The sequence below is a fragment of the Ferrovibrio sp. GW821-FHT12D07 genome (assembly GCF_058807275.1).
Genome location: NZ_JBXAQN010000001.1, coordinates 473,829 through 498,696, shown reverse-complemented (window position 1 = coordinate 498,696; position 24,868 = coordinate 473,829). Strand labels below are relative to the sequence as shown.

The following is a 24,868-nucleotide window of genomic DNA, read 5'->3' as shown; positions in this document are numbered from 1 at the left end:
CGTTCTACAGCCGCTTGAGCCAGTAGACCATCGGCTTGACGGTCTGCCGCGCGTCGCCGATATCCAGCCATTCGAAACTGGTGACCAGTGCCGGCTGCTTCTCGTAGCCGCGCCTGCGCCAGAAATCATCGAGCGGCACATGATCCGCCGGCTTCATCGGATGGTCGTCGGGCCGCTGCACGGCGCAGAAGCAGCAGACACTGTAGCCATGGGCGCGGGCGGCGGCCTCGCGCTGGTGAAAAAATTCAACGCCGATGCCATGGCCGCGATAAGCGGGCAGCAGCACGGATTCGCCGAAATAGAAAATTTCCGCCGTATTCATGCCGGCGGCCACAAACGGCGCGCGCACGTAATCGAACTCTTCATCCAGCGCCAGCGCGGTGGAAGCGCCAACGATGTTGTCGCCATGGATGGCGGCGATGATGGTGCCGGTTCTGGCCCTGGCATAGCGCTGCAGATAGGTGCGCTCGTAGGCCATGTCGCCCTGATAGAGATAAGGCCAGGCGCGGAAGACCTCGATGCGCAGGCGGGCGAGATCGTCGAGGCGGGCGGGCAGCTCGTCGCCGGTGAAGCGGTGGACGCTCAAATCCGCATAGCAGACCGGCGACGACGCCTCTGTCATGCCGTGCGATCCGTCATGCGCCGACCTGCTTGATCCAGTCGTTCATGTTGTAGGTGTTGGAAATGCGCGAGATGCGGCCGGCGCTGATCTCGAAGAAGGCGCCGGCAGGCAGGCTGTAGCGCTGGCCCTCGGCCTGCGGCAGGCCGTCGTCGGTTTCCAGATAGACGCCCAGCACGGTGAATTCGGCCGCCGCCCGGCTGCCGTCCTGGTTGGTCATGACAAAGAGGTCGACGACCTTTTCCTCGTAACAGCGGTTCATGCGCACGAGGAAGGTGTGGAAGGCGGCCTTGCCGCTCTCGCGGCTGCCCTGGTTGATGTCATGCACGACATCGTCGCTGAGCAGGCTGAGGAAGCCATCGATATCGCGGCTGTTGAAAGCCTCGTAATAGCGCTGGATCAACTGTTCGGCGGCGGGATTGGTCATGCGGAGGGTCTATCCGAGGTTTTTTACAAATACAATCAAGGCTGTTTCAAAAGCTGCGGCTTCGTTTCCACAGGCCGATGCCGTGCATTGCACATGAATTGGTCAGATTTGTCAGCCCCTCAGGGTTATAGCGCAACCTGTATGCGAACGTGTCTCATTCCTTGTGTCGTTCGGGGGAATGGCACGGGTGACTGACGTAGTCCGGGGGGACTTGAGGCGATGAAGCAGGGTGAGATTCCGGTCAGCAGGATCGGGAAGTGGGTGGGATTCGGCGCGCTGGTCGCCGCCAGTGCGGTCATGGGCCTGTTACAGCATGCCAGCGGCGCTGAAACACTGGACAAGCTGAAGGCCGCCTATGCGCGGCCCGCCGAGATTCCGTTCCCGAAGAGCAACCCGTTTTCGCAGGCCAAGGCCGATCTGGGCTACCTGCTGTTCTTCGATCCGCGGCTGTCGGCCGGCGACAATATCTCCTGCGGCAGCTGCCATAACCCGTCATTCGGCTGGGAAGACCCGCGCAAGACCGGCATCGGCGCCAATGCCTCGGTGCTGAAGCGCAACACGCCGACCGTGCTGAACCTCGCCTGGGCCGAGCTGCTGTTCTGGGACGGCCGCGCCGACAGCCTGGAAGAACAGGCGCTGGGGCCGATCCAGGCCGATGTCGAGATGAACATGCCGATGCCGGTGCTGCTGGAGAAAATCCAGGCGCTGCCGGAATACCGCCGGCGCTTCAAGGATGTGTTCGGCAGCGAGACGATCACGCCCAAGGCCATCGGCGACGCCATCGCCACCTATGAACGCACCATCGTCAGCGGCAAGGCGCCGTTCGACCGCTGGATCGAGGGCGACGAAAAGGCCATCAGCGACGAGGCCAAGCGCGGCTTCGCGCTGTTCAACGACAAGGCCGCCTGCAATGCCTGTCACAAGACCTGGCGCTTCACCGATGACGGCTTCCACGACATCGGCCTGAAGAGCGACGATATCGGCCGCGGCAAGTTCGTGCCCGATGCGCCGATCATGCAGCATGCCTTCAAGACGCCGACCCTGCGCAACATCGAGCTGCGCGCGCCTTACATGCATGACGGTTCGGCGGCGACGCTGCGCGAGGTCGTCACGCATTACGACACCGGCTTCAAGCAGCGCGACAGCCTGTCGCCGCTGATGAAGCGGCTGAACCTGACCGATCGCGAGACCGATGATCTGGTCGCCTTCATGCGCAGCCTGACCAGCAGCGATGCGCCCGTGGCCATTCCCGTATTGCCCCTCCCTATCAACTGAAGAGGACAGACCCTTGACCAAGAACAGCGTTCAGTTCGCCTTGGCCATCGCCGCCGGCATCACCCTGGGCTTTACCGCCTGGGCTTCGGAAATCGCCATCGGCCAGAAGGATTCCGCCTTCTCCAAGGAAGACGTGACCATCAAGGCCGGCGACAGCATCAAGTTCGTCAATGACGATACCGTAGCCCATAACGTCTCGGTTAGCGGCCCGACCGGCAAGAAGAGCCATGCCACGCAGAAGCCGGGCGACAGCACCGTTGTCTCCTTCGATGCCGCCGGCGCCTATGACATCCGCTGCCTGATCCATCCGAAGATGAAGATGTCGGTCACGGCCCAGTAACGACCGGTCCCGACCGACGGGACCATACGGCCGCGCAGAACGCGCGGCCGGTTCTTTCTGCTGGCGACGCGCGTGGGGCCTGTCGCCACCCTGATCGCCGGATGACGTCATGCCGATATTCGTGAAATTCCTGATCGGCTTCCTGCTGGTCGCCATGACCGGTCTGGTGGTCGGCGGATATGCCCTGCAGATGCAGCAGCAGTCCCAGACCGCCGTTTCCGACATCTACAACAAGGCGCTGCTGGGCCTGAATGCCGCCCGTGATGCGCAGCAGGAACTGGACAATCTCCAAAGCGACCTGCGCGATGGCAAGGACAGCCGCGCCAAGGTGCTGCGCTCCATCGGTGACGATCTCGATATCGCGCTGGAGCGGTCGCTCAGCGATGACGGCCGGGTTTTCGCGCAGAAGATGGCCGAGGCCAGCAAGCGCATCGGCACGGTCAGCGCCACCGAGGCCGTGGCCCAGATCGACACCGTGAAGCCGCTGGCGCGCCAGCTGGTCGAGCAGTTCATCGCCGACAGCTTCATGTTCTATTCGGCACTGGACGAGCAGATGCAGCGCGCACGCCAGTCGATCATCATCGCCAGCGCGGCCGGCCTTGCCATCGCGCTGGTGATCACCGCCTTCATGGCTTTCATCATCGTGCGGCCCTTGCGCCGCATGACGCACGCCATGAAAGCCCTGAGCGAGGGCGACCTGGACGCCATCGTGCCAAAGGCCGGCCGCGACGAGATCGGCGCCATGGCCAAGGCGCTGCAGATCTTCAAGGCCAATGCCACCGAACGCCGGCGCCTGGAGGCTGAGGCGCGCGAACGCGAGGCCGAGCAGACGGTGCGCGAGGCGGAAGCACGCAGCCAGGCGGTGCGCGAGCAGGAAGCCGCGATCAAGAAAGACGTCGCCGTGCTGGTGGAAAAGATCATCGACGGCAATCTCGGCTACCGCATCGCCCTGGACGGCTCGACCGGCTTCCGCGCTGAACTGTCGCAGTCGATGAACCACATGGCCGACACCATCGCTTCGGTGATCGGCAAGGTGCGCGAGATGCTGGATGCGCTGTCGACCGGCCATATCGGCGGAACGGTCGAAGGCGATTTCCGCGGCGATTTCGCCACCATCGTCGAGCATTGCAATGTCATGAACGGCAAGCTGCGCCAGATCGTCAGCGACATCGCGGCAGCCGGCAGCGCCATCACCCGCGTCTCGGCCGAGATCGGCAGCGAGACCGAGGACATGGTCCAGCGCAACGCCCGGCAGGCCACCAGCCTGGAGCAGACCGTCTCCGCCATGGAGCAGATGCGCGACACGACATCACGCAGCGCCCAGAATGCCCAGCAGGCCAACACCATCGTCGCATCCTCGCGCGAGGATGCCACCGCCAGCCATGACATCGTGGTCTCGGCCGTCAGCGCCATGACCAACATCGAGACATCGGCGACCAAGATTTCCGAGATCGTCGGCGTGATGGACGAGATCGCCTTCCAGACCAATCTGCTGGCGCTCAATGCCAGCGTCGAGGCGGCGCGCGCCGGCGAGGCCGGCAAGGGCTTTGCCGTGGTGGCGCAGGAAGTGCGCGCGCTGGCGCAGCGCTCGGCCAATGCATCGAAAGAGATCAAGACACTGATCACCGCCAGCGGCCAGGAGATCGGCACCGGCGCACGGCTGGTGACGCAGACCGGCGAGACGCTGGGCAAGATCGCGCAGTCGGTGAAGCAGGTGGCCGGACTGATGGAAGAGGTAGCCATGGCCAGCAGCGAACAGGCTGGCGGCGTGGCCGAGGTGACCAAGGCGATGAGCGACATGCAGGCGGCGGTGGACCGCAATGCCGAGATGTCGCAGAAGAGCCGCGAAGCCGCGCAATTGCTGGACGAGAAAGCCGGCCAGCTGACCCGCGCGGTGGGCTTCTTCCGGCTGACCTAAGCCGGACCGCCGCCTTTCAGCTCCACCACATTGCCTTCGGGATCGGCGAGATAGACCGAGGGTCCTTCGCCTTCCGACCCGAACCGGCTGCCCGGCGGATCGACGGCGATGCCATGGGCAGCGAGATGCGCGCGGATCGCATCGCCATCGAAGGGTTCCACGCGCAGGCAGATGTGATCGACATTGCGGCGGGCGCGCAGCGGCGCTTCATCGCCGGCCGAGGCCAGCCTGCCGTTCATGTCCATGATATCGATGAGGGCGGACCCGGCCCTGAGATGGGTGAGTCCGATTTTCGGCTGCTCGTGAGCGACGGCGCAGCCCAGCACGTCGCGGTAGAAGGCGATCAGCTGCTGCGGGTTTTGCGCCCGCAGCACCACATGATCGATCTGGCGGATGGCAAACGGAACGCCCGCCATCGCGCAGGCTTACGCCGCCTGGACGGCGATACCCTTTTCCGTCAGGTACTGCTGCAGCTCGCCGCTCTGGTACATCTCGCGCACGATGTCGCAGCCGCCGACGAACTCACCCTTCACGTAAAGCTGGGGGAAGGTCGGCCACTCCGAATAGTCCTTCAGGTGGGTGCGGATGGCGGGATCGGCCAGGATGTCGACGCCCTTGAACTTCAGGCCCAGGCGCGACAGCACCTGCACGACGGTTGCCGAGAAACCGCATTGCGGGAACACCGGGGTGCCCTTCATGAACAGCACGACATCGTTGCTGCCCACTTCCTCGCGGATACGCTCGAATGTCTGTTCTTTCTCGCTCATGGCGATCGTCCTCTGGTCGTGAATTACGGGGTCTGTGTGGTGAGCGCCAGCGCATGCAGCACGCCGCCCATGCGGCCCTTCAGCGCCGCGTAGACCATCTGGTGCTGCTGCACCCGGGTCTTGCCGGCAAAGGCGGCCGAGACCACGGTGGCGGCATAATGATCGCCGTCGCCGCGCAGGTCCTGGATTTCGACCTGCGCATCGGGCAGGGCGTCCTTGATCATCTTTTCGATCTCGACGGCGTCCATCGCCATAATCGTCGTTCCTTTTGGCCGGTTTTCTACTTCTTACCGGCCATATAGCCCGGCAGCCAGCCCTCATGGGCCGACTTCAGCGCCGCGACCGATATGGTGCCCTGGCCGGCAAACGTCAACGCATCCCCGCCGGTCAGGCCAAGCTGGACCACCGGCGCGCCGGCGGCCTCGGCGGCGGCCAGCACGGCCTCGGCCTTGCCGGCCGGGCAGGTGACCACATAGCGGCCCTGGTCCTCGCCGAACCCGATCTCGAAGGCGTCGCCGCTGGGCAGCTTGACCTCGGCGCCGATGCCCGACGCCATGGCCATTTCGGCCAGCGCGATGGCCAGGCCGCCGTCGGAGCAGTCATGCACGGCCGAAACCATGCCCTTGCCGATCAGCATCCGCACGGCGTCGCCGTTGGTCTTCTCGACCTTGAGGTCGACCGGCGGCGGCGGGCCGTCTTCCTGGCCGCAGATGTCGCGCAGGTAGACCGACTGGCCGAGATGGCCGTTGGTCTTGCCGATGAGCAGGATGGCTTCGCCCGGCAGCTTGAAGGCCAGCGTCGCCATCTTGGCCACGTCATCAAGCACGCCGACGCCGCCGATGGCGGGTGTCGGCAGGATGCCCTTGCCGTTGGTCTCGTTGTAGAGCGACACGTTGCCCGAGACGACCGGGTAATCCAGCGCCAGACAGGCTTCGCGGATGCCTTCGACGGCGCCGACGAACTGCCCCATGATCTCGGGGCGCTCAGGGTTGCCGAAGTTCATGTTGTCGGTGATCGCCAGCGGACGCGCGCCGACGGCCGTGATGTTGCGCCAGGTTTCGGCCACCGCCTGCTTGCCGCCCTCGACCGGATCGGCGAACACGTAACGCGGCGTGCAGTCGGTGGTCATGGCCAGCGCCTTGGTGGCATGGCCCTCGACGCGCACGACAGCGGCATCGCCGCCCGGAATCTGCACGGTGTCGCCGCGCACCAGGTGATCGTACTGTTCCCAGATCCAGCGGCGCGACGCCATGTCGGGCATGCCGACCAGACGGCCGAGTGCGTCCGTGAACGGCAGCGGATGGTTGACGCGGCCGAGCGGCTTTTGCGGCGGAGTCTTCACCCACGGCCGGTCATACTCTGGCGACGCAGCCGCCAGAGGATCAATGGGAAGATCGCCGACCTGCTCGCCATTAAAGCGCAGCACCATGCGGCCGGTATCGGTGAGATGACCGATGACAGCGAAATCGAGTTCCCACTTCTTGAAGATCGCCTCGGCCTGCGGCTCGGAGCCCGGCTTGAGGATGATCAGCATGCGCTCCTGGCTTTCGGAGAGCATGAATTCGAACGGCGTCATGCCGGTTTCGCGCGCCGGCACCTTGTCGAGATCGATCACGATGCCCATGCCGCCCTTGGACGCCATCTCGAAGGATGACGACGTCAGGCCCGCCGCGCCCATATCCTGGATGGCGACGATGGTGTCGGTGTTCATCAGCTCGAGGCAGGCCTCGATCAGCAGTTTTTCGGTGAAGGGATCGCCGACCTGAACGGTGGGGCGCTTTTCTTCACTGTCATCCGTGAATTCGGCAGACGCCATGGTGGCGCCATGGATGCCGTCGCGGCCGGTCTTGGAGCCGACATAGACGACCGGATTGCCCAGACCGGCAGCGGCCGAATAGAAAATCTTGTCGGCCTTGGCCAGACCCACGGTCATCGCGTTGACCAGGATGTTGCCGTTGTAGCTGGGGTGGAAATTCACTTCGCCGGCCACCGTCGGCACACCGACGCAGTTGCCGTAGCCGCCGATGCCATGCACCACGCCCGAGACCAGATGGCGGGTCTTGGCGTGATCGGGCGAGCCGAAGCGCAGCGCGTTCAGATTGGCGACCGGACGCGCACCCATGGTGAAGACGTCGCGCAGGATGCCGCCGACGCCCGTCGCCGCGCCCTGATAGGGCTCGATGAAGGACGGATGGTTGTGGCTTTCCATCTTGAAGATGACGGCATCACCATCGCCGATATCGATGACGCCGGCATTCTCGCCCGGACCGCAGATCACCCAGGGAGCTTTCGTGGGCAAGGTCTTGAGCCACTTCTTCGATGACTTGTAGGAGCAGTGCTCCGACCACATGACCGAGAAGATGCCGAGTTCGACCTGATTGGGCACGCGGCCCATGATCTCCAGCACCAGATCGTATTCGGCCTTGCTCAGGCCCATCAGATCGGCGGGATACTGCACGGCTTTTTTGGACGCTTCGCTCACTTCAGCGACTCCGCAATCGATTCAAACAGGCCCAGACCGTCGGTGCCGCCGCAGATCGGGTCGGTAGCGTTTTCCGGGTGCGGCATCAGGCCGAGCACATTCTTCTTGGCATTGTAGATGCCGGCGATGTTGTCGACCGAACCGTTCAGGTTGGTGTTCGGCGCCACGTTGCCGAGCGGATCGGCATAGCGGAAAGCAATGCGATCCGCGTCTTCCAGCTTTTTCACGCTGTCGGCATCCAGCGTGTAGTTGCCATCGTGATGGGCGACGGCGACGCGGATGGTCTGGCCCTGGCGATACTTCCTGGTGAACTCGCTGGCGGTGGTCTCGACGCGCAGGTCGACCTGGCGGCAGATGAACTGCAGCCCGGCATTGGTCATCAGCGCGCCCGGCAGCAGGCCCGCCTCGCAGGCGATCTGGAAGCCGTTGCACACGGCCAGCACGCGGGTGCCGGCATCGGCGCGCTTCTTCACCTCGCGCATGATCGGCGAATTCGCCGCCATGGCGCCGCAGCGCAGGTAATCGCCGTAGGAGAAGCCGCCCGGCAGCACAATCAGGTCGATGTCTTTCGGCAGTTCGGAATCGCCGTGCCAGACATCGATCGGCGGCTTGCCGTTGTTGACCTTGGTGAGCGCCATGCGCATGTCGCGCTCACGGTTCGATCCGGGGAAGGTGATCAGCGCGGCTTTCATGGGTTCAACCCACCAGTTCGACGGCGAAATTCTCGATCACGGTGTTGGCCAGCAGCTTCTGCGCCATCTCTTTGACCGCGGCCTCGATCTCGGCCTTGGGCTTCGATGCCAGCGTGCCGGTCAGTTCGAGTTCGATCAGCTTGCCCTGCCGCACTTCGCCGACATCGGCAAACCCGAGCGAATGCAGCGCCTGTCCGATCGCCTTGCCCTGGGGATCAAGGACGCCGTTCTTCAGGCTGACATGGACACGGGCTTTCATCGGCTCATCTTTCCTTATTCTCAAAAAGCTGCGGCGGCCCTTGCTCTGGCCGCCGCTTTATTTCACGGCGCTTGGTTGTTGCGCCTCACTGCATCGTATCGGGACCCTTGATGTCGCGGGGGCCGCCTTCGGGGAGAATCCCCAGGCGCCGCGCGACTTCTTGATAGGCTTCGGCCACATTGCCGAGATCGCGACGGAAGCGATCCTTGTCCATCTTCTCGTTGGTCTTCAGGTCCCACAGACGCGCGGAGTCCGGGCTGATCTCGTCGGCCAGGATGATGCGCATCTCGTCATTCTGCCACCAGCGGCCGAATTCCAGCTTGAAGTCGACCAGGCGGATGCCGATGCCGAGGAACAGGCCCGACAGGAAATCGTTGATGCGCAGCGCCAGATGCATCAGCTCGTCCACTTCCTGGGGCGTGGCCCAGCCGAAGCAGGTGATGTGCTCTTCCGACACCAGCGGATCGTTCAGCTCGTCGTTCTTGTAATAGAACTCGACGATGGAGCGCGGCAGCATGGTGCCCTCGGCGACGCCCAGACGGGTGGCCAGCGAGCCGGCGGCGACATTGCGCACGACGACCTCGAGGGGGATGATCTCGACTTCCTTGATCAGCTGCTCGCGCATGTTGAGGCGGCGGACGAAATGGGTCGGGATGCCGACCTCGCCCAGACGCGTCATCAGATACTCGGAAATACGGTTGTTCAGGACACCCTTGCCGGTAATGGTGCCCTTCTTCTTGTTATTGAACGCGGTCGCGTCGTCTTTGAAATACTGTACCAGAGTGCCCGGCTCGGGACCCTCGAAGAGGACCTTCGCCTTGCCCTCGTAAACCTGTCTGCGGCGCGTCATGGCACACCTGTCCGGCTATAGGGAAAGCTCGGCCCCTAGATACCGCAAGGGGCTGCGCGCCGCAATCCGCCGGGCAGGGTTTTCCGACGGGAAAATGACAGCGGGAATGACCGGGAAAGTGCGGTTTTCCGAATTTGAATCCCCAGTTGCCGCCAGCCCTTGCAGCCACCGCCCCGGCTCCACAATATAACGGTGTCGCTTACCGTCCGTGCACGAGGATTCCATGACCACTTTTGACGACCGCAAAGATGCCTTCGAGAAGAAGCACGCCCATGACGAGGAGCTGGCTTTCAAGGCGGTCGCCCGGCGCAACAAGCTGCTGGGCCAGTGGGTCGCGGGTCAGCTGGGCCTGAGCGGCGCCGATGCCGATGCGTATGCCCGGACCGTGGTGGAAGCCGATTTCGAGGAAGCCGGCGATGCCGACGTGATCCGCAAGGTGCAGGCCGACCTCAAGGCCAAGGGCATCGAGATGTCGGACCATCGCCTGATGATCAAGCTGGCCGAACTGCTGGTCGAGGCGCAGAAGCAGGTTTCCGCCTAAGCTTCTGATTTTCCTGTTTATTTTACAGTGACGGTCGCCATCATCCCGGCGACCTGATGCTCCAGGATGTGGCAGTGGAGCATCCAGTGGCCCTTGTTGTCGGCCACCAGGGCGAGCTGCGCCTTTTCGCCAGCCTGCAGCAGCACCGTGTCGCGCCAGGCCTGGTCGGGCTGGGTCAGCACCCGGAAGACATGGCCGTGCAGATGCAGCGGATGCGGCCATGATGTGTCGTTGTGGACATCGAAAATATAGCTTTTCCCGTAGCTTAGGCTGAAAAGCGGGTTATGGCCGAGATGGTCTGAATGATCCGCCATGGCCTGGCCGTTCAGGCTCCAGGCGATCCGGTGTTTCTGGAAGGCATCGCGCATGTCCATCGCCCTGCCGCCATCGACCTGCATGCTGGACGGCACGCCCATGCCGCCGCCGAGCAGCAGCGGCAGGCGCTGCGCCGGTTTCAGATCGGGCTCGCGCACCGGATTGGGCGTGAGCGCCGCGATGGCCGCGCGGTCTTTCTTCTGTGCCGGCGTTTCGCCATAGGCCAGATCGGTGAGCCGGTGTTCACGGCCCTGCAGGTCACGGTCGAACACCGTATAGCGCGTGCTGGTATTGCCAGTGAGATCGAGGATCAGGTCGGCGCGCATGCCGGGGCCGAGCGCCACGCGCTCCTGCGGACCGAGCTGGCGCGGCGCGACGGGATGACCGTCGAGCGCGATCAGCCAGGGTGCATGGTCGGCAAAGCGCAGATCGAAGATGCGCGCATTGGCGGTGTTGACCAGACGGAGACGGATGCGTTCGCCGGCCGTCACGCTGAAGGGCTGCGCGAGACGGCCGTTCATCAGCGCGACATTGCCCAGTCGCCCCGCATGGGTGAGGTCGAACTCATGACGGAAGTCATTGGTGATCTGCGCATCCGGCGCGAGACGCAGATCGCTCAGGACCCAGGCGACATCGCGATCCACGGCCGGCGGGTTGGGTTCATCGACAATCAAGAGGCCATAGAGACCGCGACCGACCTGTTCCGGATTGCCGGCATGCGGGTGATACCAGAAGGTGCCCGCGTCCTGGCAGACGAAGTCGTAGTTGAAGGTGCCGCCCGGCTTCACCGGCTTCTGCGTCAAGCCCGGCACGCCGTCCATCGCATTGGGCAGACGGATGCCGTGCCAGTGCACGGTGGTCTCCTGCGGCAGTTTATTCTCCAGCCGCACGCGCAGGCGATCATTCTGCGCCACCCGCAGCACCGGTCCGGGCAGGCTGTCGTTATAGGCCCAGACTGCGGTCTCCGGCTTGCCCGGCAGCACCGGCGCTTTCGCCAATGCTGGCGTGAGACGAAACTCTTTTGTGGCAGCGGAGACAGCGCGCGGCGGCAGCGCGATGACTGTCAGCGCGGTGGCGGAAGCGGCGGCAGAGAGGAACGTGCGGCGCGTGATCATGGGACGATGCTAGCGCGGGACATCCGCCCGCGCACCTTACCACATGTCAGGCTTTCTGTGGACGGAGCGCCAGCCAGAGGCCGAGCAGCAGCACGGCAAGGCCGGCGAGCAGCGGCAGGGTGAGCGGTTCGGACAGGAACAGCGCGCCGATCAGCGCCGCCGTGATCGGGCTGAGCCCTAGGAAGATCGTCACCTGGGTCGGCGGCGCATGGCGCAGGGCCCAGAGCCAGCCGTAATAGCCGATGCCGCTGCTCAGGCCGATGAAGATCACCGCCGCCCAGCCGCCCGGGCTGTAGCCGGTCCACTGGCTGAAGACGCCCTCATAGGTGGCGAGGATGGCGAGGAACCCGACGCTGGCCAGCATGGCGAAGGCGCCGATGCTGAGGGTGGGATATTTCTGCAGGTACGGACGGTACAAGACACTGCAGACCGCGCCGCAAAGCGCGGCCAACAGCACGGCGGCCTCGCCGATCCAGTGTTCGGCGCTGGAGGCATCGAACACCTTCTCGCCCAGCGTGATGCCGACGCCCAGCATGGTGAGCAGCACGCCGACGGTCTTCATCACGGTGAGGCGTTCGCGCCCGAGCATGGCCGCCACGATCATGGTAAGCAGCGGGAAGCTGGCAAACAAAAGCCCGGCACGCGCCGCGGTGATCCAGGACAGGCCGTAATTCAGCAACGCGATCAGGATGCCGAACTGTACGATGCCGAAACCGGCAATCGGCAGGATGTCGCGCGGCGCAAAGCGCATTGGAATCTTCTGCAGATGCAGCACCGGCAGCAGGCAGAGCGCGCCGATGGCATACCGGAACATGGCCAGCGTCGCCGGCCCGCTTTCGCCCACGACATAGCGCGTGGCGACCAGCGCCAGCCCGACCTGCACACCGACGCCGGCGGCGACGACAAGCGGATACCAGGGTTTCACAGCTTGAGGTCCCAGGTCTCGCCGATCAGGTCCTTGCCGAAGCTGTGGTGCTTGTCGCTCGCCACCAGCTTGAAGCCGGCCTTCACATACACGGCACGCGCCGCGAGCAAGATGCTGTTGGTCCACAGCGTCATCTTGCGATAGCCCTTCGCCCGCGCGAAGGCGATGCACTCGGCAATCAGGCGATGGCCGAGGCCGCGGCCGCGCGCCTTGGGATCGATGATCACCAGCCGCAGCTTGGCCACCGTGGCGGATTTGCGCACCACGAAAGCCGCGCCGACCGGTTCGCCGTTCATCTCGGCGATGAAGCAGACCTCCATCTTCGGATCGAAATCCTTGATGAATTGCGCGGCGATCTCGGCCACCAGGGCCTCGAAGCTGATGTCCCAGCCATATTCTTCCGCATAGAGCCGGCCATGGGCGGCGATGACCCAGCCCATGTCGCCGGGCCGGTGGCAACGCAGGGTGATCTCGGGCTGCTGCGCCGGGCCGCCGCCCAACAGCCGCTCGATATGATCCATCGCCGCGACCAGACTACCGCGCTGCGACTGATCCAGCGTTTCCAGCAACGGCTGCAGGATCCGGCGCGAGGCATCCTCCTGCGGCGCGAAGGTCTTGTGGCCGGATTTGGTCAGCAGCAGCAAACTCTGGCGCGCATCGTCCGGCGCGGGCTTGCGCGAGACCAGACCCTTTTTCTCGAAGCCGCGCAGCATGCGGCTGAGATAGCCGGCATCGAGGCCCAGGTCGCGCACCAGGTCACTGGCGGTGACGCGGTCGCGATGGGCGAGCTCGTACAGCACGCGGGTTTCGGCCAGCGAAAACGGCGCGTAGAGCTTGCCGTCCTCCAGCACCCCGATCTTGTGGGTGTAGAAACGGTTGAAGCGGCGCATGGCATCCACTTGCGCGGCAATGCCGGTTTTCTTCGCGGTGGCGGGTTTCGGCATGGGCCCCGGCTCCCCATCCGGGCCGGCCCAGTCTCGCGCCGATAGTTGACTTAGTCAACTATCGAGTTGCCGCTCCGCCATCAGGGCGCCGAGGTAGTTCTCGCGCCAATGGGTGATGGTGTTGGCGCGCAGCACGCCGATCATCGATTCCCAGCGCTGGCGCCGTTCGTCCAGCGGCATGGTAAGCGCCCGGTGCAGGGCATCGGCGATATGTTCGGTGTCATAGGGGTTCACTACCAGCGCGCCCTTCAGCTCGCGCGCCGCGCCGGCAAAGCGCGACAGCACCAGCACGCCGGGATCGACGGGATCCTGGGATGCGACATATTCCTTGGCCACCAGATTCATGCCGTCGCGCAGGGGCGTGATCAGCCCGACCTTGGCATGGCGATAGAAGCCGGCCAGCGAATTGCGCGAGAACGAGCGGTTCAGGTAGCGCACCGGCACCCAGTCGAATTCGGCGAACTTGCCGTTGATGCGGCCGGTGAGGCCATCCAGTTCGTTGCGCAGCTTGCGGTATTGCGCCACCTCGCCGCGCGAGATCGGCGCGATCTGCATGAAGGTGACCTTGCCGCGATGCTCGGTGCGATTGGCCAGCAGGTGATGGAAGGCCTCGAAGCGCTGTGGGATGCCCTTGGAATAATCCAGGCGGTCGACGCCGACCACCAGGCTGCGGCCGACCAGGCTGTCGGTCAGGCGCCGGGTCTCCTCGCTGTCGGCTTCCTTGGCCGCGAGGGATTCGAAATCCGCCGTGTCGATGCCGATGGGAAAAGCGCCGACGCGCAACTCACGCCCGAAGGCGGCGACGCGGCCATCATCGCCCACCGTGCCGCCAGCCTCGTGCAGGATGTATTCGGTCAGCGCCCGCATGTCGGTCCGGGTCTGGAAACCGACCAGATCATAGGCGCAGAGATCGCGCACCAGCCGTTCATGGCCGGGCAGCGCTGCCAGCACTTCGGGTGCAGGGAAAGGAATATGCAGGAAGAAGCCGATGCGGTTGGTGACGCCGCGGCGGCGCAGTTCGGCGGCCAGCGGGATGAAGTGGTAGTCGTGAATCCAGATCACGTCATCGGGTTTGAGCAGTGGCACCAGCTGCTCGGCGAAGCGCGCATTCACCGCGAGATAGGCTTCCCAGGACGAACGATGGAAATCGATCAGGCCGAGGCGGTAATGGCACAGCGGCCACAGCGTCGCGTTGGCGAATTCGAGATAGAAGCCTTTGTGCTCGTCCGGCGAGAGATCGAGCGTGGCGTAGTTGACGCGGCCCTGGCTGGCGCGATGCGGCGTTTCCGGCGGCTGGTCGACCACCTCGCCGCTCCAGCCGAACCACAGACCGCCATGCTGGTTGAGGGATTCTTTCAGGGCGACCGCCAGACCGCCGGCCCGGCTCAACCGTTCGCGCGGCATCGCCACGCGATTGGAAACAATCACGAGCCGCGCCAAAACGCCTCCTCCCAGCTTTTGGAAAGTCGCATTGCGCAGACGATCAATCCAACCATCGAGTAGGTCTGTGGGAAATTGCCCCATAGTTCACCTGTCTTCGTGTCCAGGTCTTCCGACAGAAGACCGAGATGGTTGCGGGAGGCCAGCAGGCCTTCGAAAATCTCGCGCGCCTCATCGCGGCGACCGATCGCCGCCAGCGCATCGACATACCAGAAGGTACAGATCGAAAAGGCGTTGTGCGGCAGGCCGAAATCATCGGCGGCGACGTAGCGCATCAGGTGGCTGCCGCGCTTGAGATGCTTGCCGACCGCCTCGACCGTGCCGAGGAAGCGCGGATCATCGGCAGCAACGAAGCCGATTTCCTGCAGCAGCAGGAGCGAGGCATCCAAATCCTGCCCATTGAAACTCTCGACGAAGCTGTTGAGTTCCGGATTCCAGGCCTGCTCCATGATCGCCTTGCGGATGCGGTCGGCATGGTCGCGCCAGTAGGCGACCTTCTTTTCCAGCCCCAGCGTGCCGGCGATCCGCGCCAGGCGCCGGCAGGCCGCCCAGCACATGGCGGCGGAATGGGTATGCACCCGCGCACGGCCGCGGAATTCCCACAATCCCGCATCGGGGGTGAGCGCCAGTGCGGCCGCCTGTTCGCCCAGGCCTTCCAGCTGTTCGAACAGTGCCACGTCGCCCTGGCGCGGCAGCCGGCGATCAAAGAACATCTGCGCCACCGCCAGCACGATGGAGCCGTAGGTGTCGTTCTGGCGCTGCGAGAAGGCGGCATTGCCCAGCCGCACCGGCCCCATGCCGCGATAGCCATGGAAGCCGGGCATCACGCGTTCTTCCAGCGAGGCGGCGGGATTGAGCGCATAGACCGGCTGCAGCTCGGCGCCGGGATTGAGCGCCACGGTCGTCGTGATGTAGCGCAGGAAGTCTTCCATCGTCTTGGTGGCGCCCAGACGGTTCAGCGCCTGCACGACAAAGTAAGAATCGCGCAGCCAGCAATAGCGGTAATCCCAGTTGCGCGGTGTGTCGGCGGCTTCGGGGATCGAGGTGGTGAGCGCGGCCAGGATCGCGCCGGTCTCTTCATAGGCGCAGAGCTTCAGCGTGATGGCGGCGCGGATCACCGCCTCCTGCCACTCGAAGGGCACCGAGAGATAGCGCACCCATTCGACCCAGTATTCCACCGTGCGCTCCTGGAACTCGCGCGCCATATGGGTAAGCGAGGCCGTGAAGCTTTCATCGGCGCCCAGCAGCAGGGTCACCGGATTGGTCAGCACGAATTCGCTTTCCGCATCGATGAAGGCGATCGGCGCATCGGTGGTGAGACGCAGCGCCGCGCCGGGCGCGGTGAAGCGGATATGGTTGGACCCCAGCGTGCGGCTGGGCTGGGTGACGCCGTAATCGAACAGAGGCCGGCAGCGGATGCGGATCACTGGCGTGCCGCTGACCGGCTCGATGCGGCGGAACAGCATGGCCGGCCGGTAGGTGCGGTCATACTGCTTGAAGCGCGGGCAGAAGTCGGTGATGCGGATCGACGCGCCATTCGCATCGGTCAGCGTGGTGACCAGCACGGCTGTATTCTCGATATATCGTTGATCGCTGGCGGCCAGATTGCGCAGGGTGACGCTGAAAATGCCTTCGCCATCCAGTTTCGGCTGCAGCAGGTCGCAGAAGACCGGATCGCTGTCCAGCCGCGGCGCGCAATGCCACACGATGCGCCCGATCGGATCGATCAGCGCGGCGATCACCGAATTGCCGATCACGCCGAGATCGAGGCCACGCCGTTTCGGATCGTAACGCTTGGCGGTGCTGACCGTGGTGCTGCCCACTGAGTTGCTGCCGGCGGTCATGCCGACTGCCTCGTCGCCTGCGATTTCACATAGTCCGACAGCCAGCCGCGCACGGCGGCCGGCGCGATGAAGCCGGGGCGGTCGGACCGGCGCAGCGCCAGCGGGCCGACGGCGAAGGCCATGCCGCCATGACGTTCGACGGCGCGGAAGCCGTCTTCATCGGTGCGGTCGTCGCCGAGGAACACCGGCAGGCGATTAGCGAAGGCCGGCTGCTGCAGGAAGCGCTCGACCGCCGAGCCCTTCGACTGCGTCGCGTCCTTGATCTCCCAGACAAATTTGCCCGGCATCAGCATCAGGCCATCGAGACCGGCCATGGCGCGCGCCAGCTGCGATCCGATGGCGGGGCCGATCTCGGGGGCATGGCGGTAATGCACCGCCAGCGCGTGGCTCTTGCGCTCGACCACGATGCCGGGATGCAGCGCGCCCACGCGGGCAGCGGCTTCATGCAGGCCTTCGGGCAGCGGCAGGTCGACCACCGACTGGGCGGTCGCGCTCGGCGTCGGCCGCCATTCGCTGCCATGCTGGCCGCTGGCGGCAAGGCGCAGCGGTTCGAACAGCCGATCGATATTGTCGATGGTGCGGCCCGAGATCAGCGCCAGCGCGCCGTTGAGCAACTGCGCCGCCATCTGCAGATCGTCGCGCAGCGCATCGGACACGGCGACATTCTCGGGCGAGTCGGCGATATCCAGCAGGGTCCCGTCGATATCGAGGAACAGCGCCCAGTTCGATTGCGGCGGAGGCGGCGCAGGCAAAGGCACAGCCTCCTGCGCCTCTGCAGGTATGGTCTGGTCGGTCATCGCTCCGGCTTCCCCCGCCCAAGCCTAGGGTGCCGGGCGAGCAGAAATAAAATCTCGGTTTTCCGAGAATAGTTACGGAGTGGAACGACCGATTGCCGGTGGGGTTCCCTTAAATGGCCGCCGGCTGAAGCGGCGGGGCGGCCTTGGGGCGGACCCAAAGCCTTGCTGTATCAAGGAAATTCAGCAGCGCGGCATTGACCGGCTCGGGCTGCGTGAGCGGCGCCATGTGGCCCAGGCCGGGCAGTTCCACGAACCGCGGCGCCGGCATGCGCTGGCGCAGTTCGGCCACGACGCTGCGCGCCGCCAATGTCGTGTTGCCGCTGCAGAGCAGCAGCACCGGCATGGTGAGCGCGTGATAGTCGTGCGGCCCCGGATCGGTGTTGAACATCATGCGCCATTCGCCCGCGATCTTGTTCATGCAGCCGATGATGTAGGCCTGCTGCGGCGCCGGCAGCGCCCGCAACGCGCCCTTGCCGACCCAGTAGTCCAGGAAGGCATGGGCCGCGCCTTCGGTATCGCCCTGTTCGGCCAGTTCGATATGACGCTTGGCCAGCTGGGCGATTTCGCGCCAGGCATCATGACGGTCGCTGTCGCGCAGCAGGGCGAAGACCACCGGCTCGAACAGGGCGAGCGAGGCGATGCGTTCGGGCCGCGCCCGCGCCAGTTCCAGCGCCATGGCGCCGCCATAGGAATGGCCGACGACATGCACCGGCGCTTCAACCGTATTGAGCAGGCTGGACAGCAACGCGACCTCATCGGCCACCGTCGGCGGCTTGGCCGTCATCGGCGTGTCGCCATAGCCGATCATGTCGGGCGCCAGCACCCGCCAGCGCGTGCCCATCTGGCCGATCAGATGTTTCCACTGGCGATGCGACGCGCCGCCGGAATGCAGCAGCATGACGGTCGGCGCACCGGCGTCGGCCGGAGCATTGTCGAAATAGGACAGGCGGCCATGAGCCGTATCGAGCATTGGCATGATGAACCTCAGGCTTTGAATTTGAAACCAGGAATGAGCGCCGGCACCCTGGCGCGGTAATCGCGATAGCGGTCGCCGAATGCGGCGATCAGGTCGCGTTCCTCGTAGGCAATGCCGATCAGGATGTAGACGGTCATGCCGGCGGCGAAGAGCAAGTGGCCGGCCGACATGTGCGGCGTCGCCCAGAAGATCAGCAGCCAGCCGGTATAGATCGGATGCCGCATATAGCGATAAAGCCAGGAGGTGCGGAATTCGTCATGCGGCTCGGGCCGGTTGCGCCAGTGGCGGAAGGCCTGCGCCAGACCGAAGAGTTCGAAGTGATTGATCATGAAAGTGCTGGCGACGAGCAGCAGCCAGCCGGCGCCATACAGGAGCCACAGCGCCAGCACGACGGATGAATCGCTGGCCTGCCAGACCACGGCCGGCAGCGGCTGCCAGCCCACGATCAGCAGCGCCAGCACCACCGAGGCGAGCAGCACATAGATACCGCGTTCAAGATGGGCCGGCACATGGCGGGTAAACCAGCGTTTGAAGCTGGGCCGCGCCATCACGCTGTGCTGCAAACCGAACAGCGCGATCAGGCCGATATCGATGGTTGCGGCGAGCCAGGGCGACAACGGCGGCCAGATCGAGGCATCGATATGGACGGGGCCCCACAGGCCGACGAGAAACAACGCCTGCGCCGTGACGACAATGCCAAAGCAGAGATAGGCGAAACCGACAAACAGAAGTCCAGCCATGATGAGACGCCTCAATTCACAGACAAGGGTTTCAGGAAAGCGAGATAGTCGGCGGCGACCGTCTGCGTCGCCTCGATCATCGGCAGATGGCCGATGCCCGGCAGCAGCAGTAGAGATGCCAGCGGCAGATGATCGAGCAGGCGCTGCGCGCCGGAAGGATGCCAGATGCGGTCGCGATCGCCCCAGACGATGCGGGTGGGAATCCGAAGACCGGCAAGCGCCTGTTCCAGCGATACCGTCTCGGTCGCCGTCGCCTCGAAGACACGGCGGTGGAACGGCGCCTTCTCCAGCGCACGCCGGGCCATGGCCTGTTTCACAGGCGCCGGGATCGCCGGCGGATCGACCATCAGCCAGTGCAGATAGGCGTCGTAATCCTCAAGCCGGCGGATGAACAGCGGATTGTCGCCGCCGCCCTGCAGATGCCGCAGCAGGTCGCTCAGCTCGGCCGAGAGCACGCCGCTCGGACCCGGCAGCCACAGGCTCAGTATCTGGTTGGGATGGGCAACCGCGTAGAACGCGGCAACGCGCGCACCCAGTGAATTGCCGCCCAGATGAAAGCGGTCGAGCTTCAGCACCGTGATGATGGCAGACAGCGCCGCCACCTGATCCGGTAGGCCGTCACCGCGACCGGGAAGCGGCTCACTGTCGCCGAAACCCGGCAGATCGATGGCGATGACGCGATGCTGCGCGGTCAGGTGCCGTGCAATGCGGTTCCAGTTGTCCTTCTCGCCGCTGCTGCCATGCACCAGCAGGATCGGCGGGCCAGCCTTCGCCGTGCCGCTGTCGAGATAGGCGATGCGACTGCCCGCCACCATGACGGTCTTTTCGGTCAGGCCGGCGCGCCAGCGCTCGAGACCGGCAACAGCAGCCACCAGCGGCAGGCGCGGCAGCAGCAGCCAGGCCAGCGCAGCCGCGGCAGCCAGAAGGATCAGACAGGACAACAGGAGTGACATGGATCGTCGCATGGAGCCTCGAAGCTCCGGAAATATATCAATGATGTTGATATTATCAATGCCATTGCTATATTATGACCATCACAGTCACGTGTACGGGCCCTAGCCCTTTGAAATCCCTCGTGTATGCTCCACGGACGCCGTTCCTTCCCTGTATCTGGGACCTCCCGCCATGCCGGCCGCCAAAAAAGCCACGATCACGCGAAAAGACATGCTCGACGGCCTGCGCGGCGGCGCCGAGGAGACCATCACGCTGTTCTATCTGGGCTATCGCGCCGGCACGGACGCGCCCAACAAGCTGCTCGACAAGCTGGGTTTCGGCCGGCCGCATCACCGCATCCTGTTTCTGGTGGCGCGCCAGCCAGGCATCACCATCACCAACCTGATCGATTTGCTGGCGGTATCGCGCCAGGCGCTGCACCGGCCGCTGCGCGATCTTGTCGCACAAGGCTACATGAGCCAGAAGCCGGCGCCGGCCAACCGCCGGCTTGCCGTGCTGGCACTGACGGCCAAGGGCGCGGCGCTGGAGGCGAAGCTGACCGGCGCGCAATACGACACCTTCGCCAAGGCTTTTGCCGCCACCGGACCGGAGGCCGAAAAGCACTGGAAAGCCGTGATGCGCGCCCTGGCCAGCCAGGTTCGCCCGAACACCGTCTGACATCACCTGCGCCGGCTCAGGCCGCGATCTGTGTGACTGCCGTGGTCATGTAGCGCAGCGCCAGTGGACTCTGCGGCCGCGCATGCAGGCGCTCGGCGCTGAGCGCGCGCAACAGGGCATGATCGCCAGCGCGTGCGGCCGCTTCGAGCAAGGTAAGGTCCAGCAGGTCGCGCTGCGCATGGCTGCCGCCGAAGCGACCGGCGATGGTGCGCACCGGCCGCAGGCGATCGATGCAGTCGCGATAGCGGCCGTCATGAAAGGCGACCAGCGCCTCGCCCACCGGCAGGCCGACCTGCGCCGTCATCGCCACATTGCTGACGCTGGCATCCGATGCCGCGACGCGCTGCAGCGTGCCGATCTGCTGTTCGATCAGATCGCGGCGGCCGGCGCCGATGAAGCTGATCAGGCCATGCATGTCGTTGAAGGCATAAAGGCCGTCGGCGCTGAGCGGCGCCCAGGTTTCGGCCAGTTCGGTCCAGCGTGCGGTTCCAACATCAACGCCGCGCAGATGCAGACGCCACAGCATGGCGGAGGCATCGATCATGTCGAGGACCACCGGCGACTTGCTGTCGCGGATCACGGTGTCATAGAGCGCCAGCACTTCCGTGTGTTCGTCACGCTCCAGATGCATGAGCGTCATGTGCCACCAGTTGTGGATGGCGATCATGTTGTCGACGGCCCATAGCGGCTGGCGCTCGCGTGCCCAGCGGATGCCGTCCGCGACGCGTGCCTGCATCTCCATCACATGGGCGACAGCATGATGGGCCCAGCCATCGCGCGGCTCCAGCTCGCAGGCCTGACGGCCGGCATCTTCGGCACGGGCATAGTCGCCGCATTCCTCAAGGCCGAAACCGAGCATGCCAAGCACGGCGTGATAGCCGGGCAGGCTTTCACTCCAGGCCGGCATGACGCGCAGCACGCGGTCGCGCAGGTTGCGCGCATCGCCGCGATAGTAATCGAGCAGATGGCCCATCTGCAGCGCGACAATGTCGCGCGGATGATCGAGCAGGATGGCGTCGAACAGATCCGAGGCGACGGCGAAGCGGCCTTCGACCCAGGCATCGGCAGCAGCGATATGCCCGGCCTCACGCGACGTGGTCGCATGCTGGCGCGCCAGGGCCAGGCTGTCGCGGGCCGGCAGCAGGCCGGCGGCCTCCATGCCGGAGAGAAAAAGATGGGCCCGCAGTATATGGGCCATGGCAAAGGCCGGGGTCACTGCAATCGCCGCCTCGACGGTTTCCAGCGGATTACCCCGGTAACCGTTGAACTGGCTGACAGCCTGGTCATAGAGCGCCAGAGCCTTGGCATCTGCGCCACTAACCGATTGACCCTGCTGATCTTTCAGCATTTTCCCGCTCCGCCCATATCGTTTCTTTAAAACAGACCAGTCGGTATAATTATATGAGGCTAATCCCGTCAAGGTATGCATTGATAGTCTGGAGCAACTCTAAATCGTCTCTCTTTTCATTGATTTGATTGCATTATTTCGGTTACCGAGCAGAAACTTCACACACTTGTGAACCGACCATGTGGTCTGATAGGCCTAGATGTTCGGTCAAGGAGAGTCCCAATGCCCCGCGACGGCACAGTCACCCGCATGGCGATACTGGATTCCGCCCAGGCCCTGGTCCTGGAGCACGGATTCTCGGCCACCTCGATCGACGCGGTGATCGCGCGCACGGGCATCACCAAGGGCGCCTTCTTCTATCACTTCAAGAGCAAGGCCGATCTGGGCGAGGCGCTGGTGCGCCGCTATGCCGAACTCGACGCCGCGCATCTGGAGACCATCGGCGCGCGCGCGAAAAAGCTGAGCAACGATCCGCTGCAGCAGCTGCTGATCTGCATCGCGCTGTTCGAGGAAGAGGCCGCGGTGATGAACAGCGCGCCCTATCCGGGCTGCATCTACGCCTCTTACTGTTATGAGACCCAGCTCTTCGACGAACGCACCATGGCGATCGTGCGCGAGGCCTTTGCTATGTGGCGCAAGCGTATCGGCAACCGGCTGCGCGCCATTGTCGAGCTGTATCCGCCGCGCGTACCGGTCGATATCGACAGCCTGGCCGACATGCTGCTGGGCATCGCCGAGGGGGCTTTCATCCTCGGGCGGATCAACCACGACACCGAGGCGGTGACGGCGCAGTTCCGGCATTACCGCAACTACATCGAACTGCTGTTCGCCCCCAACCTGGCAGCGCTGCAGACCGGCGGCCGTCCCGTCAGCGTGAAGGCCGATCTGCTGGACGTTGGCGTTCCGGCCGCCTAGGCTTCGGGCCATGGCAGGGGGAACCGCAGGACGCGCACGCTTCGAGGAGGTCTACAACCGGACCAAACTGGCCACCGGCCTGATCCTCTTTGCCTTCCTCGCCATGCATCTGATCAACCACACGCTGGGCATCGTGTCGCTGCAGGCGATGGATGGCGGCGCGGTGCTGTTCAAGTTCATCTGGCGCAGCTGGCCCGGCACCATCCTGCTTTATGTCGCCGCCGTGCTGCATCCGATGCTCGCGCTGTACAACTGGCTGCGGCGCGGCCATTACCGCGGCATCCCCTGGCAGGGCTGGGTGCAGATCGCGCTTGGCGTGGCCGTGCCGCCGCTGGTGATCGACCACATCATCGGCACGCGCGCGCTGAACGCGATGTTCGACATCCGCGACTCTTACGCCTATGTGCTGATCGTGCAGTTCGTGCAGGAGCCGCTGATCGGCCTGCGCCAGAATATCCTGATCCTGATCGCCTGGGGCCATGGCTGCATCGGCGTCTATTACTGGCTGCGCCTGAAGCCCTTCTTCGAGAAGGTGTCGCCGCTGCTCTATGCCGTGGCCCTGGTGCTGCCGATGCTGGCGACCATGGGCTATCTCTCGGGCGGCCGCGCCGTGCTGCTGGCGATGCAGGAGCCGCAGTGGCTGGAGCAGTTCCGCGCCAGCCTCAACTGGCCCGGCCAGGTGGCCAACGATTTCGGCCTGCGCGCCGTCGAGGCCGCGTATATGACGATGATCGCGCTGCTGGCCGCCGGCCTGATCGGGCGCGGCCTGGTCGCGCTGCTGCTGCGCAGCCGCGGCCGCATCACCATCAGCTATCCCGATGGCCGCCGCTTCCGCGGCCTGGCCGGCAGCCTGACCGTACTGGAAAGCAGCCGTGCGATCGGATACCCGCATGCCTCGGTCTGCGGCGGGCAGGGCCGCTGCTCCACCTGCCGCGTGCGGGTGAGCGGTCCCGGCGCCGACAGTCTGTCGGCGCCCGAGGCACATGAGCTGAAGGTGCTGCAGCGCATCCAGGCCGCGCCCGGCATGCGGCTCGCCTGCCAAATCCGTCCCGCCGGCGACATCGCCGTGATGCCGCTGCTGCCGGCCGGCGTGCCGGCACGCGCGGTCTATGGCGTGGCCAGCCATGCCCATGGCGCCGAGCGCCGCATCGCCATCCTGTTCGCCGATTTGCGCGGCTTCACCAAGCTGTCGGAAAGCAAGCTGCCCTACGATGTCGTCTTCGTGCTGAACCAGTATTTCAAGACGATGGGCGAGGCGGTGGAGAAATCTGGCGGCAAGCTCGACAAGTTCATCGGCGACGGCGTGATGGCGCTGTTCGGCGTCGACGAGGATGCGGATGAAGGCTGCCGCCGCGCGCTGGACTGCGCCCGGCGCATGGCCGCCGGCCTGGTGCAGCTCAACGACGCCCTGAAGATGGATCTCGACCAGATGCTGAAGATCGGCATCGGGATTCACTGTGGCCCCGCCATCGTCGGCGAGATGGGCCATGGCAGCGCCATGCATCTCACCGCCGTGGGCGACGCCGTCAACACCGCAAGCCGGCTAGAAAGCGCCACGAAAGACTTCGGCGCGCAGCTCGTGATCTCGGCGGAAGTGGCCGAGCGCGCCGGCAAGGCCGCGATGGACGGCCTCGACTGGCAGCATGAGACCGTCAGCTTGCGCGGCAAGTCCGAGCCGCTGATGGTGCTGGTGGCGAAAAAGCTGGTGGCGACCGAGCCGGCGTAAAC

Annotated in this window: 26 protein-coding genes; 7 read left to right on the top strand and 19 right to left on the bottom strand. The window is 64.7% G+C overall.

Going from position 1 to position 24,868, the window contains the following annotated elements:
- Positions 1-4 precede the first annotated feature (4 nt).
- Both AC1RRE_RS02560 and AC1RRE_RS02555 read right to left on the bottom strand, forming a co-directional pair.
- Entirely contained in the window at positions 5-622 is a 618-nt protein-coding gene (locus AC1RRE_RS02560; protein WP_492979489.1) for a GNAT family N-acetyltransferase, read from the bottom strand.
- Between the two features lie 13 nt (positions 623-635).
- Positions 636-1,046 (bottom strand): ketosteroid isomerase-related protein, encoded by a 411-nt coding sequence (locus AC1RRE_RS02555; RefSeq protein WP_492979488.1) that lies wholly within the window; start codon positions 1,044-1,046, stop codon positions 636-638.
- Between the two features lie 219 nt (positions 1,047-1,265).
- On the opposite strand from AC1RRE_RS02555, the gene AC1RRE_RS02550 reads away from it, so the two are divergent.
- The 3 genes from AC1RRE_RS02550 to AC1RRE_RS02540 all read left to right on the top strand — a co-directional run bounded on the left by AC1RRE_RS02550 (position 1,266) and on the right by AC1RRE_RS02540 (position 4,579).
- Positions 1,266-2,321 carry a cytochrome-c peroxidase gene (locus AC1RRE_RS02550; RefSeq protein ID WP_492979487.1) on the top strand — a complete coding sequence of 352 codons (1,056 nt, stop codon included), beginning with the start codon at positions 1,266-1,268 and terminating at the stop codon, positions 2,319-2,321.
- Between the two features lie 13 nt (positions 2,322-2,334).
- Positions 2,335-2,661: a cupredoxin domain-containing protein gene (locus AC1RRE_RS02545; protein WP_492979486.1), complete on the top strand. Its 327-nt coding sequence runs from the start codon at positions 2,335-2,337 to the stop codon at positions 2,659-2,661.
- 109 nt (positions 2,662-2,770) lie between these two features.
- Positions 2,771-4,579 carry a HAMP domain-containing methyl-accepting chemotaxis protein gene (locus tag AC1RRE_RS02540; RefSeq protein WP_492979485.1) on the top strand — a complete coding sequence of 603 codons (1,809 nt, stop codon included), beginning with the start codon at positions 2,771-2,773 and terminating at the stop codon, positions 4,577-4,579.
- Here AC1RRE_RS02540 and AC1RRE_RS02535 read toward each other — a convergent pair.
- From AC1RRE_RS02535 to purC, 7 genes are all read right to left on the bottom strand, one after another.
- Complete coding sequence (locus AC1RRE_RS02535) at positions 4,576-4,995, bottom strand: VOC family protein (protein ID WP_492979484.1); 420 nt, start codon at positions 4,993-4,995, stop codon at positions 4,576-4,578. The genes AC1RRE_RS02540 and AC1RRE_RS02535 overlap by 4 nt on opposite strands.
- A 9-nt stretch (positions 4,996-5,004) precedes the next feature.
- Positions 5,005-5,346, bottom strand: a complete 342-nt coding sequence (gene grxD / locus AC1RRE_RS02530; RefSeq protein ID WP_492979483.1) for a Grx4 family monothiol glutaredoxin — start codon at positions 5,344-5,346, stop codon at positions 5,005-5,007.
- A 23-nt stretch (positions 5,347-5,369) separates the two neighbouring features.
- A complete protein-coding gene (locus AC1RRE_RS02525) occupies positions 5,370-5,600 on the bottom strand; it encodes a BolA family protein (RefSeq protein ID WP_492979482.1) in 231 nt (76 codons plus the stop codon).
- 26 nt (positions 5,601-5,626) lie between these two features.
- Positions 5,627-7,783, bottom strand: a complete 2,157-nt coding sequence (purL, locus tag AC1RRE_RS02520; protein WP_492981325.1) for a phosphoribosylformylglycinamidine synthase subunit PurL — start codon at positions 7,781-7,783, stop codon at positions 5,627-5,629.
- A gap of 41 nt (positions 7,784-7,824) precedes the next feature.
- Entirely contained in the window at positions 7,825-8,520 is a 696-nt protein-coding gene (gene purQ / locus AC1RRE_RS02515; RefSeq protein WP_492979481.1) for a phosphoribosylformylglycinamidine synthase subunit PurQ, read from the bottom strand.
- A 4-nt stretch (positions 8,521-8,524) separates the two neighbouring features.
- A complete protein-coding gene (gene purS, locus AC1RRE_RS02510) occupies positions 8,525-8,779 on the bottom strand; it encodes a phosphoribosylformylglycinamidine synthase subunit PurS (protein ID WP_492979480.1) in 255 nt (84 codons plus the stop codon).
- A gap of 85 nt (positions 8,780-8,864) precedes the next feature.
- The gene (purC, locus tag AC1RRE_RS02505) at positions 8,865-9,629 is read right to left on the bottom strand and encodes a phosphoribosylaminoimidazolesuccinocarboxamide synthase (protein ID WP_492979479.1); all 765 of its coding nucleotides are present in this window, start codon (positions 9,627-9,629) and stop codon (positions 8,865-8,867) included.
- A gap of 223 nt (positions 9,630-9,852) precedes the next feature.
- Here purC and AC1RRE_RS02500 point away from each other — a divergent pair, with 223 nt between their 5' ends.
- Complete coding sequence (locus tag AC1RRE_RS02500; RefSeq protein ID WP_492979478.1) at positions 9,853-10,170, top strand: DUF1476 domain-containing protein; 318 nt, start codon at positions 9,853-9,855, stop codon at positions 10,168-10,170.
- A gap of 17 nt (positions 10,171-10,187) precedes the next feature.
- Here AC1RRE_RS02500 and AC1RRE_RS02495 read toward each other — a convergent pair whose 3' ends face one another.
- The 9 genes from AC1RRE_RS02495 to AC1RRE_RS02455 all read right to left on the bottom strand — a co-directional run bounded on the left by AC1RRE_RS02495 (position 10,188) and on the right by AC1RRE_RS02455 (position 20,219).
- Positions 10,188-11,600, bottom strand: coding sequence for a multicopper oxidase family protein (locus AC1RRE_RS02495; protein ID WP_492979477.1), 1,413 nt, complete (start codon positions 11,598-11,600; stop codon positions 10,188-10,190).
- Between the two features lie 46 nt (positions 11,601-11,646).
- Positions 11,647-12,525 (bottom strand): DMT family transporter, encoded by an 879-nt coding sequence (locus AC1RRE_RS02490; RefSeq protein ID WP_492979476.1) that lies wholly within the window; start codon positions 12,523-12,525, stop codon positions 11,647-11,649.
- Positions 12,522-13,469, bottom strand: a complete 948-nt coding sequence (locus AC1RRE_RS02485) for a bifunctional helix-turn-helix transcriptional regulator/GNAT family N-acetyltransferase (protein WP_492979475.1) — start codon at positions 13,467-13,469, stop codon at positions 12,522-12,524. The genes AC1RRE_RS02490 and AC1RRE_RS02485 overlap by 4 nt, the downstream gene beginning before the upstream one ends.
- A 54-nt stretch (positions 13,470-13,523) precedes the next feature.
- Complete coding sequence (gene otsA, locus AC1RRE_RS02480; RefSeq protein ID WP_492979474.1) at positions 13,524-14,897, bottom strand: alpha,alpha-trehalose-phosphate synthase (UDP-forming); 1,374 nt, start codon at positions 14,895-14,897, stop codon at positions 13,524-13,526.
- Entirely contained in the window at positions 14,894-16,753 is a 1,860-nt protein-coding gene (locus tag AC1RRE_RS02475) for a glycoside hydrolase family 15 protein (protein ID WP_492979473.1), read from the bottom strand. Before AC1RRE_RS02475 ends, otsA begins: the two co-directional genes overlap by 4 nt.
- A complete protein-coding gene (gene otsB / locus AC1RRE_RS02470) occupies positions 16,750-17,550 on the bottom strand; it encodes a trehalose-phosphatase (RefSeq protein WP_492979472.1) in 801 nt (266 codons plus the stop codon). The genes AC1RRE_RS02475 and otsB overlap by 4 nt, the downstream gene beginning before the upstream one ends.
- A 109-nt stretch (positions 17,551-17,659) precedes the next feature.
- Entirely contained in the window at positions 17,660-18,526 is an 867-nt protein-coding gene (locus AC1RRE_RS02465; RefSeq protein WP_492979471.1) for an alpha/beta fold hydrolase, read from the bottom strand.
- An 8-nt stretch (positions 18,527-18,534) separates the two neighbouring features.
- Positions 18,535-19,266, bottom strand: a complete 732-nt coding sequence (mddA, locus tag AC1RRE_RS02460; RefSeq protein WP_492979470.1) for a methanethiol S-methyltransferase — start codon at positions 19,264-19,266, stop codon at positions 18,535-18,537.
- Between the two features lie 11 nt (positions 19,267-19,277).
- Complete coding sequence (locus AC1RRE_RS02455; RefSeq protein ID WP_492979469.1) at positions 19,278-20,219, bottom strand: alpha/beta fold hydrolase; 942 nt, start codon at positions 20,217-20,219, stop codon at positions 19,278-19,280.
- 172 nt (positions 20,220-20,391) lie between these two features.
- Here AC1RRE_RS02455 and AC1RRE_RS02450 point away from each other — a divergent pair, with 172 nt between their 5' ends.
- Positions 20,392-20,877, top strand: coding sequence for a MarR family winged helix-turn-helix transcriptional regulator (locus AC1RRE_RS02450; protein WP_492979468.1), 486 nt, complete (start codon positions 20,392-20,394; stop codon positions 20,875-20,877).
- Positions 20,878-20,893: 16 nt separating this feature from the next.
- On the opposite strand, the gene AC1RRE_RS02445 is transcribed toward AC1RRE_RS02450, so the two are convergent.
- The gene (locus AC1RRE_RS02445; RefSeq protein ID WP_492979467.1) at positions 20,894-22,225 is read right to left on the bottom strand and encodes a tetratricopeptide repeat protein; all 1,332 of its coding nucleotides are present in this window, start codon (positions 22,223-22,225) and stop codon (positions 20,894-20,896) included.
- Positions 22,226-22,447: 222 nt separating this feature from the next.
- Between AC1RRE_RS02445 and AC1RRE_RS02440 the strand changes: the two genes are divergently transcribed.
- Positions 22,448-23,140, top strand: a complete 693-nt coding sequence (locus tag AC1RRE_RS02440; protein WP_492979466.1) for a TetR/AcrR family transcriptional regulator — start codon at positions 22,448-22,450, stop codon at positions 23,138-23,140.
- Between the two features lie 10 nt (positions 23,141-23,150).
- Complete coding sequence (locus tag AC1RRE_RS02435; protein ID WP_492979465.1) at positions 23,151-24,866, top strand: adenylate/guanylate cyclase domain-containing protein; 1,716 nt, start codon at positions 23,151-23,153, stop codon at positions 24,864-24,866.
- The last annotated feature ends 2 nt before the right edge of the window (positions 24,867-24,868 follow it).